This window comes from Sulfurimonas xiamenensis (assembly GCF_009258045.1).
GTDB lineage: Bacteria > Campylobacterota > Campylobacteria > Campylobacterales > Sulfurimonadaceae > Sulfurimonas > Sulfurimonas xiamenensis.
Map to the genome: position 1 here is coordinate 875,579 of NZ_CP041166.1, position 16,918 is coordinate 892,496.

The 16,918-nt window shown below is 35.7% G+C and carries 16 protein-coding genes and 4 tRNA genes; 16 read left to right on the forward strand and 4 right to left on the reverse strand.

Features of this window, described 5'->3' with window-relative positions:
* Positions 1–131: 131 nt before the first annotated feature.
* From ruvA to FJR47_RS04510, 7 genes are read left to right on the forward strand one after another with little or no spacing between them, the layout of a single operon-like run.
* Positions 132–698 carry a Holliday junction branch migration protein RuvA gene (ruvA, locus tag FJR47_RS04480; RefSeq protein WP_152299262.1) on the forward strand — a complete coding sequence of 189 codons (567 nt, stop codon included), beginning with the start codon at positions 132–134 and terminating at the stop codon, positions 696–698.
* Between the two features lie 15 nt (positions 699–713).
* Positions 714–1,751: a D-alanine--D-alanine ligase gene (locus tag FJR47_RS04485; protein WP_152299263.1), complete on the forward strand. Its 1,038-nt coding sequence runs from the start codon at positions 714–716 to the stop codon at positions 1,749–1,751.
* The gene (locus tag FJR47_RS04490; RefSeq protein ID WP_152299264.1) at positions 1,751–2,488 is read left to right on the forward strand and encodes an EstV family lipase; all 738 of its coding nucleotides are present in this window, start codon (positions 1,751–1,753) and stop codon (positions 2,486–2,488) included. The genes FJR47_RS04485 and FJR47_RS04490 overlap by 1 nt, the downstream gene beginning before the upstream one ends.
* Entirely contained in the window at positions 2,488–3,933 is a 1,446-nt protein-coding gene (locus FJR47_RS04495) for a Mur ligase family protein (RefSeq protein ID WP_152299265.1), read from the forward strand. Before FJR47_RS04490 ends, FJR47_RS04495 begins: the two co-directional genes overlap by 1 nt.
* 9 nt (positions 3,934–3,942) lie before the next feature.
* Entirely contained in the window at positions 3,943–4,428 is a 486-nt protein-coding gene (locus FJR47_RS04500) for a TRAP transporter small permease subunit (protein WP_152299266.1), read from the forward strand.
* Complete coding sequence (locus tag FJR47_RS04505; protein WP_152299267.1) at positions 4,425–5,708, forward strand: TRAP transporter large permease; 1,284 nt, start codon at positions 4,425–4,427, stop codon at positions 5,706–5,708. The genes FJR47_RS04500 and FJR47_RS04505 overlap by 4 nt, the downstream gene beginning before the upstream one ends.
* 36 nt (positions 5,709–5,744) lie before the next feature.
* Entirely contained in the window at positions 5,745–6,239 is a 495-nt protein-coding gene (locus tag FJR47_RS04510) for an HIT family protein (RefSeq protein ID WP_152299268.1), read from the forward strand.
* Between the two features lie 6 nt (positions 6,240–6,245).
* Here the strand turns inward: FJR47_RS04510 and FJR47_RS04515 are convergent.
* Positions 6,246–6,320, reverse strand: a tRNA-Gln gene (locus tag FJR47_RS04515).
* Between the two features lie 183 nt (positions 6,321–6,503).
* On the opposite strand from FJR47_RS04515, the gene FJR47_RS04520 reads away from it, so the two are divergent.
* The 4 genes from FJR47_RS04520 to FJR47_RS04535 are packed head-to-tail and all read left to right on the forward strand — an operon-like array spanning position 6,504 to position 10,363.
* Positions 6,504–7,484: a DUF2156 domain-containing protein gene (locus tag FJR47_RS04520; protein WP_152299269.1), complete on the forward strand. Its 981-nt coding sequence runs from the start codon at positions 6,504–6,506 to the stop codon at positions 7,482–7,484.
* Positions 7,481–7,921, forward strand: coding sequence for a ribosomal protein S18-alanine N-acetyltransferase (gene rimI, locus FJR47_RS04525; RefSeq protein ID WP_152299270.1), 441 nt, complete (start codon positions 7,481–7,483; stop codon positions 7,919–7,921). The genes FJR47_RS04520 and rimI overlap by 4 nt, the downstream gene beginning before the upstream one ends.
* A gap of 9 nt (positions 7,922–7,930) precedes the next feature.
* Entirely contained in the window at positions 7,931–9,292 is a 1,362-nt protein-coding gene (mgtE, locus tag FJR47_RS04530) for a magnesium transporter (RefSeq protein WP_152299271.1), read from the forward strand.
* A 24-nt stretch (positions 9,293–9,316) separates the two neighbouring features.
* Positions 9,317–10,363, forward strand: a complete 1,047-nt coding sequence (locus FJR47_RS04535) for a polysaccharide deacetylase family protein (RefSeq protein WP_152299272.1) — start codon at positions 9,317–9,319, stop codon at positions 10,361–10,363.
* 63 nt (positions 10,364–10,426) lie between these two features.
* On the opposite strand, the gene FJR47_RS04540 is transcribed toward FJR47_RS04535, so the two are convergent.
* From FJR47_RS04540 to FJR47_RS04550, 3 genes are all read right to left on the reverse strand, one after another.
* A tRNA-Met gene (locus tag FJR47_RS04540) sits at positions 10,427–10,503 on the reverse strand.
* A gap of 118 nt (positions 10,504–10,621) precedes the next feature.
* A tRNA-Gln gene (locus tag FJR47_RS04545) sits at positions 10,622–10,696 on the reverse strand.
* Between the two features lie 18 nt (positions 10,697–10,714).
* Positions 10,715–10,791: transfer RNA gene (locus tag FJR47_RS04550), tRNA-Met, on the reverse strand.
* 163 nt (positions 10,792–10,954) lie between these two features.
* Between FJR47_RS04550 and FJR47_RS04555 the strand changes: the two genes are divergently transcribed.
* From FJR47_RS04555 to nspC, 5 genes are read left to right on the forward strand one after another with little or no spacing between them, the layout of a single operon-like run.
* On the forward strand, positions 10,955–11,983 hold the full coding sequence (locus FJR47_RS04555) for a bifunctional 3,4-dihydroxy-2-butanone 4-phosphate synthase/GTP cyclohydrolase II (RefSeq protein WP_152299273.1): 1,029 nt from the start codon (positions 10,955–10,957) through the stop codon (positions 11,981–11,983).
* Between the two features lie 33 nt (positions 11,984–12,016).
* Positions 12,017–12,736 (forward strand): DUF695 domain-containing protein, encoded by a 720-nt coding sequence (locus FJR47_RS04560; protein ID WP_152299274.1) that lies wholly within the window; start codon positions 12,017–12,019, stop codon positions 12,734–12,736.
* Positions 12,737–12,751: 15 nt separating this feature from the next.
* Positions 12,752–14,569: an MFS transporter gene (locus tag FJR47_RS04565; RefSeq protein ID WP_152299275.1), complete on the forward strand. Its 1,818-nt coding sequence runs from the start codon at positions 12,752–12,754 to the stop codon at positions 14,567–14,569.
* 4 nt (positions 14,570–14,573) lie between these two features.
* Positions 14,574–15,761 (forward strand): saccharopine dehydrogenase family protein, encoded by a 1,188-nt coding sequence (locus tag FJR47_RS04570; protein WP_152299276.1) that lies wholly within the window; start codon positions 14,574–14,576, stop codon positions 15,759–15,761.
* Positions 15,762–15,763: 2 nt separating this feature from the next.
* Positions 15,764–16,906, forward strand: a complete 1,143-nt coding sequence (nspC, locus tag FJR47_RS04575) for a carboxynorspermidine decarboxylase (RefSeq protein WP_152300280.1) — start codon at positions 15,764–15,766, stop codon at positions 16,904–16,906.
* The last annotated feature ends 12 nt before the right edge of the window (positions 16,907–16,918 follow it).

The following is a 16,918-nucleotide window of genomic DNA, read 5'->3' on the forward strand; positions in this document are numbered from 1 at the left end:
AAATGGAGAGTTTAATTTTAAAAATTTAATTTTAGATGAAATAGATAAAAAAACAATGATTTCTTCCTCTTTTTTACAACTAAAGCACTATTTTTTAAATGAGGGATACTTTAATTTAAGGCGGTAGATCAGTGATAGTAGGTTTAAAAGGAAAAATTGAGCATAAAGAGCCATCTTTTGTACATGTTGATGTAAATGGTGTAGTTTATGAAGTTTTTATATCATTGCAAACTTTTTCTGCCATAGGAAATGATGAAGTAAAGCTCTATACATCACATATAATAAGAGAAGATGCACAGCTGCTTTATGGATTTTTAGAGATAAGTGAAAAAAAGCTTTTTGAGAGACTTATCAAGATAAACGGAGTAGGTCCGAAAGTTGCAATGGCAATTTGTTCAACCTATACGCCGGCTCAATTTGCAGTTGTTATAAACAATAAAGATATGAACGGTGTAAAAAAAGTTCCCGGTATCGGGCCTAAAAGTGCAGGGCGGATTTTGGTTGAACTGAGCGGATTTGATGTTGAGCTTGTTTCATCACAAAATGAAGAGGTGAGTCAAGCCTTTAGCCAGGCTTCTGAAGCGCTTGAGTCACTGGGATTTAAAAAAGACAAGATATCCAAAGCACTTGCAAAATGCAGTGCAGATGATACAGCTTCACTCGTAAAAGAGGGTTTAAAGCTTTTACAAACAATTTAATCAAGGAAATATATATTGAAATTAACTATTTTATTCGGCGGGGCAAGTTTTGAGCATGAAATCAGTATAGTAAGCGCTATTACATTAAAACAAAAACTTTCAAATTTTGATTTAAGTTTTATTTTTTGTGATCAGGACCATACATTTTATCTTATTGAAGCAGCAAAAATGAAAGCTGTTACTTTCTCAAAAGGTGAGTACAAAAAAATGCCTAAGCTCTTAATTGCTAACGGCGGATTTGTTCAAAAAGGAATTTTTAGTTCAACCATGCATAATGCCACTGTTTTAAACCTTATACACGGTGCAGATGGAGAAGATGGCACTATAGCTGCACTTTTGGATTTTTTCTCCATAAAATATATCGGGCCTCGCATCGATGCAAGTGTTTTTTCGTACGATAAAAGATATACAAAATGGCTCTGTAAAGCCAGAGGCGTAAAAAGTGTTGCACATGAAGAGTTAAATATAAAAGAGCATAAAAATATAAATATTGAGTATCCTATAATTGTAAAACCGGCTAGACTTGGAAGCTCAATCGGAGTCAGTATAGTCAAAGAGGAGAGTGAGCTTGATTATGCGTTAGACAGTGCATTTGAATTTGATGGCAATGTTATAGTCGAACCATTTTTAGAAGGTGTCAAAGAGTATAATTTAGCAGGTTTTATGGCAAATGAAGAGATACATTTTTCTATAATCGAAGAACCTCAAAAAGAGATGTTTTTAGATTTTGAAAAGAAATATATGGATTTTTCAAGAAGTGAACAGGTTTTGCAAGCAGAGATATCAAAAGAGTTGGAATCAAAACTAAAAGATAATTTTGAAAAAATCTATAAAGATTTATTTGAAGGCGCACTTATTAGATGTGACTTTTTTGTTGTTGAAGGCGAAGTCTATTTAAATGAGATAAACCCTATACCGGGTTCTATGGCAAACTATCTTTTTGATAATTTTGAAAACTCTTTGGCAATGCTTTTAAGTTCGCTTCCAAATGTTAAAAAAGCAAAGATAGGGTATGAATATATTCACTCAATTTCTAAAGCAAAAGGGAAATAATGGCTATAAAGTCAATCCAGTTTCATCAACATACTTTGGATATAAGCTATGAGGTAGTAAATCCCAAAGCTACCGTTGATCTAATTATTCTGCATGGATGGGGCAGCAATAAAAACTTGATGAAAAAAGCATTTTCGTCCTATATGGAGAGTTTTCGTCATATCTATATAGATCTGCCCGGATTTGGCAACTCTACATGCAATATGCCTCTTGAGACAAAAGATTATGCAAGAGTAGTGGAACTTCTTATGATTCATTTAAATGCTTCTAAAGATATAGTTCTTGGTCACTCTTTTGGCGGCAAAGTTGCACTTTTGTTAAATCCTGAAGTACTTGTTTTAGTTGCAAGTGCTGGAATCTATAGGTCAAAATCTATAAAAGTAAGAACAAAAATTGCACTCTTTAAACTTCTCAAACTATTAGGATTGACAAAATTTAGAGAGTTGTTCGTAGCAGAGGATGCAAAAAAACTGAGTGAGCCAATGTATCAAACTTTTAAAAATGTGGTAGATGAAGATTTTTCTAAAGAGTTTGCTTCTTATAAAGGAAAAGCACTTTTGTGCTGGGGAAAAGAGGACAGTGCCACACCGCTTAGCAGTGCTTTGAAGATAAACAAACTTATAAAAGACTCCTCGCTTTTAACTTATGAGGGTGATCACTACTTCTTTTTAAATAACGCCAAAGATGTATCACAAAACATAGAAAAAACTTTTTTAAAAACAATGGAGCATAAATAATGCAAAACTATGAAATAGTTATATCGTTTATTACAAATGTTCTATTTGTAACAGCCCTAGGATGGTACCTTATTACCAATCTTCAGTGGTATGATTACAAACTTTCACGGGTTATTTTAAAACATCATAAGCCTCACTGGCATCTTGTCTACTTTTTTATACCATTTTTGGCTTATTATGCTATGGCTGGGTATTTTAGTATTTTTTTCTTTTTTGCATTTTTGCCGGCTCTTTTTATCTGGCACAAAAATCTTGATAAAAAACTTGTTTTAACATGGAGGGTAAAAAGATTTTTAATTCTTTTGCTCTCTTTTGTCTTTTTTCAGGATCTTCTTTGCAGTGTAAAATCAGCATGCGAAACTTACGGTGTTTTTATGCCTCTTGCACTTGCTTATATCGCCAGTTTAGGCATAGAAAAGTTTCTTTTTGCACTATTTAAAAAAGAGGCGCAAAAAAAATTAAAAAGAATGGAAAAATTGCAAGTTGTCTGTATTACAGGAAGTTACGGTAAGACAAGTATAAAAAATTTTGTTTCTGAGATTTTAAGAAAAAAGTACAAAGTTTACGCAACGCCTAGAAGCGTAAATACTCTTGGGGGAATAGTTAAAGATATAAACGAATCACTGCCGGATGATACAGATATTTATGTTTGTGAAGCAGGAGCCAGAGAGAGAGGGGATATCTATGAGATAACAACTTTTTTAGAGCCTCAAGTGGTTGTTGTCGGAAAAGTAGGACTTGCACATATAGAGTATTTTAAAACTCTGCAAAATATTATTGCAACTAAACTCGAAATTATGCAGTCACCAAGACTTGAGTGCGCTTTTATCCACACCTCTGTAACAGATGAACCTCATGATAAAGTGACATTTTTCGGTGACGAGATACAAGATATAAACTCGACTTTAGAGGGAACTGATTTTGAATTGAAAGTATATGACAATATCCTTCATCTGCACACAGATATTTTAGGCTCATTTCAAGCAACCAATATTGCTGTTGCTGTTCATATAGCAAAAACATTCGATATAAGTGATGAGCAGATAGTAGAAGCTGTAAAAGAGCTCAAACCGGTTGAACACAGACTTCAAATGATAAAAGCAGGCGGCAAGATTATTCTTGATGACGGTTATAACGGTAATATAGAGGGAATGCTTGAAGCGATTCGCTTATGTTCGCTGCATAAAGGGAGAAAAGTAATCGTTACTCCGGGACTCGTAGAGAGCAGCGATGAACTTAATCTTAAGCTTATAGAGGCGATAAACAGTGTGTTTGATATTGTAATAGTAACCGGTTCACTAAACGCAGAACTCTTTGATAAAAACCTAAAAGTAAAAAACAAGATAATGTTAGCAGACAAATCAAATCTTACAGAAGTTTTGGCAGATCAGACAAAAGCCGGCGATATCATACTTTTTGCAAATGATGCACCCAATTTTATATAAGAACAAAAAGTGAATTATTTAGATAAAGCTATAAAATATTTGGGTTACTTTACCGCTTTTATCCTCGGAGTTTTAATCTTGCTTGTTGTATATGACGCAACTGCAAGATATCTCTTCTCTACCGGTTCAGTGGCACTTCAAGAGCTGGAGTGGCACCTCTTTGATATCGTGATTCTATTTGGAATAGCTTACACGCTTAAAGAGAATGCGCATGTGAGAGTCGATATTTTTTATGCCTCTTTTTCAAAAAAAACAAAAGCGTTGATAAATACTATAGCATCACTCTTTTTTGTTCTTCCTTTTTCTCTGCTTATCATTTATATAGGTATTGATTTTGTGCATATGAGTTTTGTACAGCAGGAAGCATCCTCAAATCCGGGCGGATTGGAGTATAGATTTATTGTTAAATCTCTTATGCCGCTCTCTTTTGTTTTTTTGTCACTTCAGGCGGTTTCACAGGCAATTAAAAGTTTTAAAAAATGGAGATCGCTATGATAGCCATATTGATGTTTATAGTTGCTTTAATACTGCTTATGGTTGGAATTCCCGTCGCTTTTGTGTTTGGAGGAGTCTCAATTGTTTTTGCTTTTTTGATTCCTGAACTTGGTTTTGATGTCTTTTCCGTTTTGCCGTTTCGCATCTATGGAATCATGTCAAATACGACGCTTATGGCGGTACCGCTCTTTATTGCAATGGGTTTATTACTTGAAAAATCTTTGATGGCTGAGAAACTTTTGGCAGCTATGACCTCTATGTTTCGAACTACAAGAGGCGGTTTGGCGGTGAGTGTAGTACTTGTAGGTGCAATGCTTGCAGCATCGACTGGAGTCGTGTCGGCAAGTGTTGTTATGATGAGCGTAATTGCGCTTCCATTGATGCTTCGTGCTGGATATGACAAAGGACTTGCTGCGGGAACTATTGCTTCAAGCGGAACTCTTGGGCAGATTATACCGCCCTCAATTATATTGATTATTTTGGGTGATGTTATGAGTGTTAGCGTTGGAGAGCTTTTTATGGGAGCGGTACTTCCTGGAGTTGTACTTGTAGGACTTTATATTATTTATATCTTGATCTTTTCTTATCTTAAGCCTGATGCTGCTCCTATAGCTGAAGATCTTCAATTTGTGGGAATAAAAGAGATTATCGTAGCTGTTATTCCGCCTCTGCTTCTTATGGTGTCTGTTTTGGGAAGTATTTTTGTCGGCATTGCATCACCAACTGAATCGGCAGCTTTTGGAGTGATAGGTGCACTTTTGCTTGCATCTCTAAATAGATCCTTAAATTTTAAAATGCTTCAGTATGCAGCTATGCAAACCGTGAAACTCAGCGGTATGATATTTATGATTCTTATTGGAGCAACAGCTTTTTCGTTGGTATTTAACGAGCTTGGCGGAACAGATATGATTTTAGAGTTTTTTAGTGATGATATAGGTGATGTCTGGATATTTATAGCTTTTGCTATGATAAGTATCTTTATTCTTGGTTTTTTTATAGATTTTATAGAGATAAGTTTTATCATTGTTCCGATTTTGGTGCCGGTTATGCATGCGTTTGGGATTGATCCTGTCTGGTTTGCAATACTAATTGCTCTAAATCTGCAAGCCTCGTTTTTAACTCCGCCGTTTGGACTCTCACTCTTCTTTTTAAAAGGAGCTGCGGGAGAGAGTATAAAGACAGCTGAAATTTATAAGGGAATTATCCCTTTTATACTGCTTCAAATTGTGGCGCTTGGTTTGGTAATGCTGTTTCCTGATTTAGTATTTGCATTTATTTAATTTTTTTGTGTTAGAGATTTTAATTAAAGGGTTGAAATGAAAGATATTTTATATGCACCATGGCGGGATAAATATATAACAAGTAAAAAGATAGAGGGTTGTGTTTTTTGTTATATAAGCTCTCATAAAGAAGAGGATAAAGAGCTACATGTACTCTACAGAGATAAATACTGTTTTATGGTTATGAACCGCTATCCATATACACCGGGTCATTTTATGATTATTCCGCATCTTCATACCGATAAACTTGAAGAATTACCGAGTGAAACTTGGCTTCATATGAGTAACTTAGCGCAAAAAGGCGTAAAACTCTTAAAAGAGGGATTTGGTGCTCATGGGGTAAATATTGGTATGAATCTTGGAAAAGCCGGAGGTGCCGGAATAGCTGAACATATCCATATGCATTTGGTTCCCCGTTGGCAAGGTGACACCAATTTTATGACTTCAGTTGCAGATACAAGAGTTTATTCTACTGATTTTGAAAAGATATATGAAAAAATAAAGAGTTTGATTCCAGATTATATCAAATAGTCAGTGTGGATGGGGTAGAGGGATTCGAACCCCCGAATAGCGGCACCAAAAGCCGCGGCCTTACCGCTTGGCGATACCCCAATAGAGTTAAATATTGGTTTTGTAAAACGGGTGGAATTATAAATATAGTCGCCTTATATTTACCTTAATTTTTAGTAAATAACGCCTCATATATATTTTTTAAAAGAGATGAAAATTAGTGTTGCAAATATAAAAAAAAGATGTATTATTCCATTTATTATACACAATAAAAAGAGGAACTCTATGGGGCGTTTAACCGTAAATAAACAAAAATTGAAACGATTTACTATAAATACAAAACTTGTTATGGAAGAGTATTTGGCAAAGCTTGATGTAGATATCAGCGACTATACTTTTGCCGCAAACTTTATATGGCTGGCTAACAGCAGCGGATTTTACGCGATTATAAACAAATGTTTTTGTCTCTTTGTTATGACGGGCGGTGAGTTAACGATGCTTCTTCCTCCTTTAGGAAAGAAAAAACATATAACTGATGCAATTATTCGCTGTTTTGAGATTATGAATACAAATAACTCTTCACCATATTACTCTCATATAGATTATGTTCAGGCTTCTATGCTTGAAGAGTTTATTCAAAGTGCTGATGAAGCTCAGAGTATGTTTGAAATGCTTGAATCTTATATAGTAGAGAGAAAACTGGTTGATTATGTTTATGAAGTAGATGCGCTTATAGATCTGCGCGGAAACAGTTACCACACAAAAAGAACAGAGATCAATAAGTTTATGAAATCATATCCGGATTATGTTATTGAAAAGTTAGAGAACATAAAACATAAAGATGAGATTATGCATCTATTTAACAAATGGGTTTCTGATAGGGTAAAATATATGCCAAAAGAGGAGGCAGAACACTTTTTAGAGGGGATTCATCAGGAGAGACATGCGGTAAAGCAGATGCTCAAATATTATGAAGAGCTCTCTTTAATCGGTTTGGTTATATACATAAATGGCGAGCTAAAAGGTTTTACGGTAGGTGAGAGAATCAACGAAGATACGGCAACGGTTATTATAGAGAAAACCGATTTTGAGATTTTGGGATGCGCTCAGTTTATCTTTAGAGAGTTTTCTAAGATGCTAAAAGAGCATTATAATATCTCATATATTAATGTAGGTGATGACATGGGATTTGAAAATCTGCGCAAGGTAAAGATGTCTTATCGTCCGTTTAAGCTTGTGCCAAAGTATACGATCTACCAAAAATGATAATAAGAAAAGCCAAAACATCCGATGCCGCTTCGCTATATGTGTTAGAAAAAGAGTCGTTTTCAGTGGAAAACTATCCTCTCTCAAGAGCTTCTTTTTTATACCATATTAAAAACAATCTGCTCTATTTAGCAGAGGTTGAGGGTAAGGTAGTAGGTTATATCTTGGTGCTCGTTAAACGAAAAAATGCCAAAATATACTCTTTGGGAGTCAGTAAAGCATATCGCAATAGAAAAATTTCGCAAGAGCTGCTTCGATTGGCATTTCAAGAGATTTTGGCTTTAGGTTTTAAAAGAGTGCTTCTTGAAGTGCGTACGGATAATGAAGCAGCGATTGCTTTGTATAAAAAAATGGGCTTTAGCAAACTTAAGAAATTTAAAGCTTTTTACGGAGACGGTTGTGATGCCTATCTGATGCAATTAGAGATGGAAAAATAGGGAGAAAACATGAAACTGTCACTGCAAGAGTTGATTGATGCATTTAGAGATAAAGTAGAAAAATATTTAGAGGGTATTGACACTAGTCTGCACCCCTACGATATCGCAGAAGATCTGCTTGAGTTGCGTGATGAAGATGAACAACTTTACTTAGATGAGCTCTTTAAACTTCCGCAAGAACTTCAAGCGCTTGTAATGATAGAACTTCCTCGTCACTGCCATGAGGAGATAGCTAAGTATTTTACGCCAAATAAACTTGCTTCTTTAGTAAATACGCTTGATACGGATGATGCAGCTGAGCTTATTCGAAACATAGAAGAGGTTGATGAGGAAGTAGCGCATAAGGTTCTTGAGAGTCTTCCGCACAAAGATAGAGAAAACCTGCAGACCCTTATCGCATACGATGAGTATGAAGCGGGTGCATATATGCAGACTGAGCTTTTTTCTGCATTTATAGATGAACAGGTAGGAGACTCCATACGAAGGCTTAAGCGTCTAAAAGCCCAAAAAGAGTTAGACAGTGTCTATCAGGTTTATGTGGTGACTAGAAATCATAAGTTTTTGGGCTCAATTCCACTGGAAGATTTGATACTTCTTGGACCAAATGTTAATTATAGAGAGCTAGTAAAAGAGGGGGTAAATATTATCTCTGTTAAAGCTTTAGATGATATTCACGATGTCGTAGAGGTTGCATCAAAGTACGACATGGGGGTAATTCCGGTTACCGATGCCAAAGGCAGGCTTCTTGGGCGTATAACCTCGGATGATATATATGACATTATAGAGGAGCGTGCAACAGGGCAGCTCTATAATCTTGCGGGTGTTAATGAGGATGCAGAGCAGGAGGAAAGTCTTTTTCATATAGGAAAATATCGTGCTTACTGGCTTGGCATAAATCTTGTAACTGCTATTGCAGCATCGGTTGTCATCGGTCTTTTTGATGCAACTTTGCAGTCGTTTGTTGCACTTGCCGTCTTAATGCCAATCGTAGCATCTATGGGCGGAAATGCGGGAACGCAGACGCTGACGGTAACAGTTCGTCAAATGGCGCTTGGAGACATTAGCCTCGAAGATGCGAAAGAGACCATATTAAAAGAGGTATATTTAGCTCTTATGAACGGTTTTATATTTGCAGTCGTTATCGGTCTTATAGCTTGGATGTGGTTTTCTATGCCTATGCTTGGAGTGATTATAGCTGCTTCCATGGTTATCAACATCATCACGGCGGGTTTTTTCGGCTCACTCATCCCTCTTCTTCTTCAAAAGGCAGATATTGATCCGGCTGTCGGTTCATCAGTGATTCTTACAACGGTTACTGATATCGTAGGATTTTTCAGTTTTCTTGGATTGGCAACCATAATTTTGCTATAGTAAAAGAAAAAACGGATTTTAAAAATGAAAAAAATGTTACTAAGTTTTTTACTTTTGCTCTTATTTGTCGAATTTTTGAGTGCTCAAAATAGTGCTTATTTGGATGATGAGGGAGCAGTTGTCTTTATGTACCACCGTTTTGGAGAATCAAAATATCCATCTACAAATATCAGGATGGAGCAGTTTGAAAAGCATCTGGAGTATTTATCGCAAAATGATTATAAGGTTTGGCCTCTTTCCAAAATTGCCCGTTATATTTTAGATGGCAGAGCTATCCCAAAAAAAGTTGTTGCATTAACTATGGATGATGCTTATGTCAGTGTTTACACAGAAGCCTTTGCAAAACTTAAAGAGAAAAACTTTCCTTTTACCGTCTTTGTAAACAGTACGCCGATAGACAATAGATCCAAAAACTATATGAGTTGGGAGCAGATGCGAGAGATGCAGTCTTTTGGAGCAGAATTTGCCAACCACTCCAAAACACATGATTATATGATACCCAAAGATGGCGAAGATGAACAGATATGGCAAAACCGCATAAGATATGAGCTTGAAACTGCACAAAAAAGATTGCAAGAGGAGCTTGGAGATGATACAAATGAAAATCCAAAACTCTTCTCCTACCCTTATGGAGAGTATAGTATGCAAACGGCTGATTTTATTCGAAGTCTGGGGTATGTCAGCGTTACACAAACATCAGGTCCTATAGGTATGCATAGTGATACAAAAACTCTGGCTCGTTTTCCTATGTCGGAGTTTTTTGGAAATATGGAAGGTTTTGTTTTAAAGCTAAACACTCTTCCTCTTCCTGTAAAAGAGATATCGCCAAAAGAGCCTTTAACAGCATCAAAAAATCCGCCTACATTGACAATAGAGTTGAAAAAACCGTTGAAAAATTTAGGATGTTACCTCTCAAGCGGCAAAACAGTGCCTCTTGAATGGATCTCTCCAACAAAAGTAAAGATCAAAGCAGAAGATAAGCTCAAAAGTCCAAGAGACAGATACACCTGCACCGCCCAGGCAAAAGATGGCAGATGGTACTGGTACAGCCATCTTTGGATAGTAAAGTAGAAAATTTATTTGCTTAGAAGGATTTTTTTAAAAGCTAATGATAGTATATTTAAATGATTTGATTGGTTGCGGAAACAGGATTTGAACCTGTGACCTTCGGGTTATGAGCCCGACGAGCTACCGAACTGCTCTATTCCGCGATATTTTAAAATGGCACTTTTGGCTTTAATCTTTGTCAGTGTTTTCTTTAGATACTTCAGTATTCTTAAGTCAAAACTTTCTAGACTAAAACAAAAATTAATCATTTTATTGTAGAAGTGGATGGGGTAGAGGGATTCGAACCCCCGAATAGCGGCACCAAAAGCCGCGGCCTTACCGCTTGGCGATACCCCAATAGTGAAAAGTAAAATTTGGTTGCGGAAACAGGATTTGAACCTGTGACCTTCGGGTTATGAGCCCGACGAGCTACCGAACTGCTCTATTCCGCGTTACTTACAAACAAAGTTAATTTATGTTTGTTGGAGTGGAATTATAGGCAAATAAGCTCTCTTTGTCAAGAAAATAATAAATAAGTTTTCAAAACAGTGGTTTGAACTAAAATTAATCAACTTTTATATACAATTGTGTTAATTAAATTATAAAGAAGTATACATGACACCTACACAAAGAGTATTAGAAGCGATTGATGAGATAAAAAAAGGGCATATGGTCATAATGATTGATGATGAAGATAGAGAAAATGAGGGTGATTTAGTTTACGCTTCAGCTTTTTCTACGCCTGCACATGTAAATTTTATGGCAACACATGCAAAAGGACTTATATGTGTTGCTATCAGTAGAAGTATTGCTGCGCGTCTTGAGTTAAATCCAATGGTAAGTTCAAATACATCTTCATATGAAACAGCTTTTACGGTTTCCGTTGATGCGAAGAATGCGCTAACGGGAATCTCTGCAGCTGAGAGAGACGATACTATTAAAATTTTGGCTAATCCTATAAGTCATGCTGATGAGTTGGTAAAGCCGGGTCATATATTTCCTCTTATAGCAAAAGATGGCGGAACACTTGTAAGAACCGGTCATACAGAAGGCTCTGTTGATCTTTGTCGTCTTGCAGGTCTTAGCGAATCGGCTGTTATCTGTGAAATCATCAAAGAAGACGGTACTATGGCTAGACGCGATGATTTGGATCTATTTGGAGAAAAGCATAATCTAAAAACTGTTTTTATCTCCGATATTGTCGAGTATCGTCTTGCAAACGAGAGACTTGTAAATGAAATAGATGTACAAGAAGTTGAATTTTTTGGCGTAAAGGTAAAAAAATATACATTTGCGGATCATGACAAAATTGAACATACAGCGATAGTATTTCATAAAGTAACTTCAGTTGCAAATGTAAGAGTACATAATGTTATACCAGATATGGAGCTTCTTTTAAATCAAAAAAAATACAATAATCTAATATCTTCAATAGAGTATTTTAAGAAAAACAGCGGTATTTTGATCTTTATCAATAAACCGACGCATCATGATAATGCTGCTATGAAGGAGTTTGGCATAGGTGCGCAAATACTAAAATCTTTTGGTATATCAAAAATGAATCTTTTAACTTCTGCAAAAACAACTGAGTTTGTCGGATTAAGCGGTTTTGGGCTAGAAGTAAATGAAGTGATTGATATATAAAAATTGAGTTAAAAATTCAAATGAAGTTGGTGTATGAGAGAAATATTTAATAGAGTTGAAGATTCTGAGTCGGTTCATATAGAGGTAGATATTGATACAGAAGATTTTCAAGATTCTAATCCATGGTTATTTAGTTTATTTATAAAATTAAGCAAAATAGATGAAGATAGTGATGCTTTTGATGCATTTTTAGAGACAAAAGAGTCTATTATTATAGCTCTTGAGCATGAGAATAGAGCAAAGTATGTCGGTAGTAGAGTTAATGAGGGTTGGCATGAATTTTATTTTTATGCAAAAAATTCGAAAAATTTAGAATCAATTGTTGCACATATGCTTAAAGAGAGCGGATATAAATATGAAAGCAGTATTGTAAAAGATGCAAAGTGGGATTTTTACAGTAAAAATCTTTTTCCTACTGAGCTGGAATTTCACAATATTCAAAGTGACAAGATTATCTTTTTGCTTCAAGAAGAGGGCGATGATCTCCTTATTTCAAGAGATGTAGAGCATTATGTCTCTTTTGATACTTCTTCGCAAAAAGAGAGATTTGTTCAAAATGCTTTACAAAACGGATTTAGATTCAAAGATGATATCAGCAGTGAAGAGTTTGAATATGGCGCGGCTTTGTTAAAAGAGCACGCAGTTACAAACAAAGAGATAAAAAAAGTTGTAGAAGAGTTGTATAAACTTGTTAAAAAAGAGCATGGCTATTACGAGGGCTGGAGTACGACACTGGCTATAGAGAATAATTAATAAAGCGTGAAAAAGATGTTTGCCATTGCCGGAGTAGTAAACTATTTGGCGGTTGTTTTTTTAAATGCTTTTACTGATTTAGGTCATAAGATAATCATTCAAAACACAATCTTTAAAGTGTATGACGGCACTATACAGATTATTTTAACGGCAATTGTAAACTCTCTTATGCTTCTGCCTTTTATTCTTATGTTCTCTCCGGCTGGTTTTTTGGCTGATAGATTTGCTAAAAATATTATTATGAAATACTCCTCGCTTCTTGCAGTGGTTATAACCCTTATTATCACATATTCCTATTATCAAGGTTGGTTTTTTACGGCTTTTGCCATGACTTTTTTACTGGCTCTTCAGAGTGCTATATATGGACCTGCAAAATATGGATATATAAAAGAACTAGTCGGCGTAAAATTTATAAGTGCCGGAAATGGTGCCGTTCAAGCGACGACTACTGCTGCTATACTTTTAGGAATTATTTTTTATACTGCACTTTTTGAGACTTTGCTTCAGGATAATTTTAGTACAAAAGAGGATATCTTGCATATCATAGCGCCGCTTGGCTGGCTTTTGGTTCTAGGCTCTGTTGTAGAATTTGTGTTAGCTTCAAAATTGCCAAATAAAATGGTAGAAGAGAGCAAAAGAGAGTTTAGATTTAAAAGATATATTATGGGCGCATATCTTAAAAAAAATATTATTATGATAAAGAGAAAAAAAGAGATATTTGACTCCATAATAGCTCTTGGTCTTTTTTGGGCGATATCTCAAGTTGTTTTGGCTATATTTGGTGAATATGCAAAAAGTGCTCTTGGTATTACAAATGCTGTTGTAGTTCAAGGCATTATGGCACTTGCTGTTATTGGCATAGTTTTTGGCTCAATAGTTGCGGCAAATTTTTCAAAATACTATATAAATACAGCTCTCTCAGCAATAAGTGCTGCCGGAATTACGCTGATTTTATTTTGCATTCCATTTACAACTTCTGTTATACTTCTTAGTATAGAGTTTATGCTCTTTGGTCTGTTTTCTGGTCTGTTTATAGTTCCGTTAAACTCAAAAATCCAGTATCTATCACCAAATGTGCATTTGGGAACTATTTTGGCTGGAAATAATTTTGTTCAAACTCTTTTTATGTTTACATTTTTGATAATAACAACGCTTTTTGCATATTTTTCGGCAGATGCGCAGATACTTTTTTATATCATGACTTTTGTGGGACTATATCTGAGTGTTATGCTTTTTAGACGCTATTTTATTATGGCGAGCTGGACATTGTTGGAGTTTATATTTAAAATTCGCTACAGATTCAGATATATAGGTTTGCAAAATATTCCTAAAGACAGAGCTGTAATGCTTGTTGGAAATCATGTAAGCTGGATAGACTGGTTTGTAGTTCAGCTTCCAATAGAGAAGCGAATTAATTATATGATAGATAAAGATATTTACAACTGGAGAGTCTTTAATTGGATTTTTAAAAAAGCAGAGCTTATTCCAATATCTAAAAAAGCTTCCAAAGATTCATTTTATGAGGCTTCAAAAAGATTAAAAAATGGTAAAATAATAGCTATATTTCCGGAGGGTGAAATTTCCAGAAGTTCTGATGTTGCAAAATTTTATAGAGGCTATGAATTTATCGATAAAGGCGGTTCTGTAATAGTTCCTTTTTATATAGACGGTGTTTTTGGAAGTATATTTTCAAGACACAAAGGTGATGCAAAAAGATGTTTTTTGAAAAAAAGAGAGATTGTCGTTTGCTTTGGAGAACCAATTTCAGAAGAAATTAAAGCAAACGAGCTTAGAGACAGAGTAATAAACTGTAAAACTAAATTAAAAGGATGAAGATTTGAGAACAACATTAATAATTGGTGCTGGTGGAGTAGGTCGTGTAGTTGTGCATAAGTGCGTGCAAAATGCTGATGTATTCGGTCATATAGTATTGGCAAGCAGAACGCTTAGTAAATGCCAAGAGATAAAAGATGAACTTCCAAATGCAGATATAGAAGTGGCTTCTGTGGATGCTGATAAAACAGAAGATGTTATTAAACTTATCAATTTATGTAAACCAGATATAGTTATAAATGTTGCACTTCCTTATCAAGATTTGACAATTATGGACGCTTGTATAGCCACTAAGACACCATACCTTGATACCGCAAACTATGAACATCCAGATGAAGCGAAGTTTGAGTATAAACTTCAGTGGGCAAGGGATGAGAAGTTTAAAGAAGCTGGAATTATGGGACTTTTGGGCAGCGGATTTGACCCGGGAGCAACAAATATATTTTGTGCGTATGCACAGAAACACTACTTTGACGAGATCCACACCATAGATATTTTGGATTGTAACGCAGGCGATCACGGATACCCGTTTGCAACAAACTTCAACCCTGAAATTAACCTAAGAGAAGTCTCTTCAAAAGGGCGCTATTGGGAAAATGGCAAATGGATCGAGACTGAGCCAATGGAGATAAAAATGGTTTGGGATTATCCTGAGGTTGGTCCAAAAGACAGCTACCTGCTCTATCACGAAGAGATGGAATCGCTCGTAAAACATATCAAAGGATTAAAGCGTATAAGATTTTTTATGACTTTCGGGCAGAGCTATCTGACGCATATGAAGTGTTTGGAGAATGTCGGGATGTTGGGAATTGAGCCTGTTGAACATAAGGGAATGAAGATAGTCCCGATAGAGTTTTTAAAAACACTTCTTCCTGATCCAGCATCTTTGGGTCCTCGCACAAAAGGCAAAACAAATATCGGTATTGTCGCAGAGGGAATTAAAGACGGCAAAAAGAGAAAGATATATATCTATCAGGTAAAAGACCATGAAGAGTGCTACAGGGAAACAAACTCTCAGGGAGTGTCCTATACAACAGGCGTTCCGGCAATGATAGGCGCAAAACTGATGCTAAAAGGCATCTGGAGCGGTAAAGGAGTCTTTAATATGGAGCAGATGGACCCTGATCCATTTATGGATGAGATGAACACGCAAGGACTTCCTTGGCAGATAAAAGAGCTAGATACAGAGTAGTTATGAGTAAAAAAATCAATACACCATACTATATGTGCGATGAATCACTTCTTCGCGCAAATCTTGAAATATTGGATTATGTGCAAAAAGAGAGTGGAGCAAAAATTATTTTGGCTCTAAAAGGTTTTGCTATGTGGAGCACATTTCCTTTGGTGAAACAGTATCTAAAAGGATGTACTTCAAGCGGACTTCACGAGGCACTGCTTGCTAGAGAAGAGTTTGCAAAAGATGATCCAAATTTAGAAGTACATACATATTCGCCTGCTTATAAAGATGAAGATATAGATCAGATAGCTGAGATATCTGATCATATTGTATTTAACTCTCCAAACCAGCTTTTTAAATATTGTGATAGAGTGAAAAATATAAATCCAAATATAAGTATGTCTTTAAGAATCAACCCGGAACAATCCTCTTCCCCAAAGGATATCTACAATCCATGCGGTTTGTACAGCAGGCTTGGAACAACATTTGCAAATTTTGACGAGAGAGTTTTAGAACATATTAAAGGACTCAATTTTCACGCACTCTGTGAACAGAATGTTGATGCGCTTGAAGATGTTTTAGCGGCATTTGAGACAAAATTTTCAAAATATTTTAAAAGTATGAAGTATATAAATTTTGGCGGCGGACATCATATAACAAAAAAGGGATATGATGTTGAAAAACTTATTCGAATTATTAAAGAGTTTAGAGCTAAATACGGCGTCGATGTATATTTGGAACCAGGTGAAGCTGTGGGATGGGAAACGGGTGTTTTGGTAAGCAGTGTCTTGGATATTGTTCACAATGGCATGGATATAGCTATTTTAGACACTTCAGCAGAGGCTCATATGCCTGATACTCTTGCTATGCCCTATCGTGCTATGGTTCGTGGAAGCGGCGAAGCCGGTGAGAAAAAACATACATACCGATTTGGCGGAAATACATGTTTGGCAGGCGATATTATGGGAGATTACTCATTTGATGAACCGCTTAAAGTTGGTGATACTGTTATATTTGAAGATCAAATTCATTATACTTTTGTAAAAAATACTACTTTTAATGGCATTAAGTTACCATCATTGGTTATACTAAAAGAAGATAAAACTCTAGATATTATAAAAGAGTTTGGATATCAAGATTATAAAAATAGATTATCATAAAAAGGATTTATT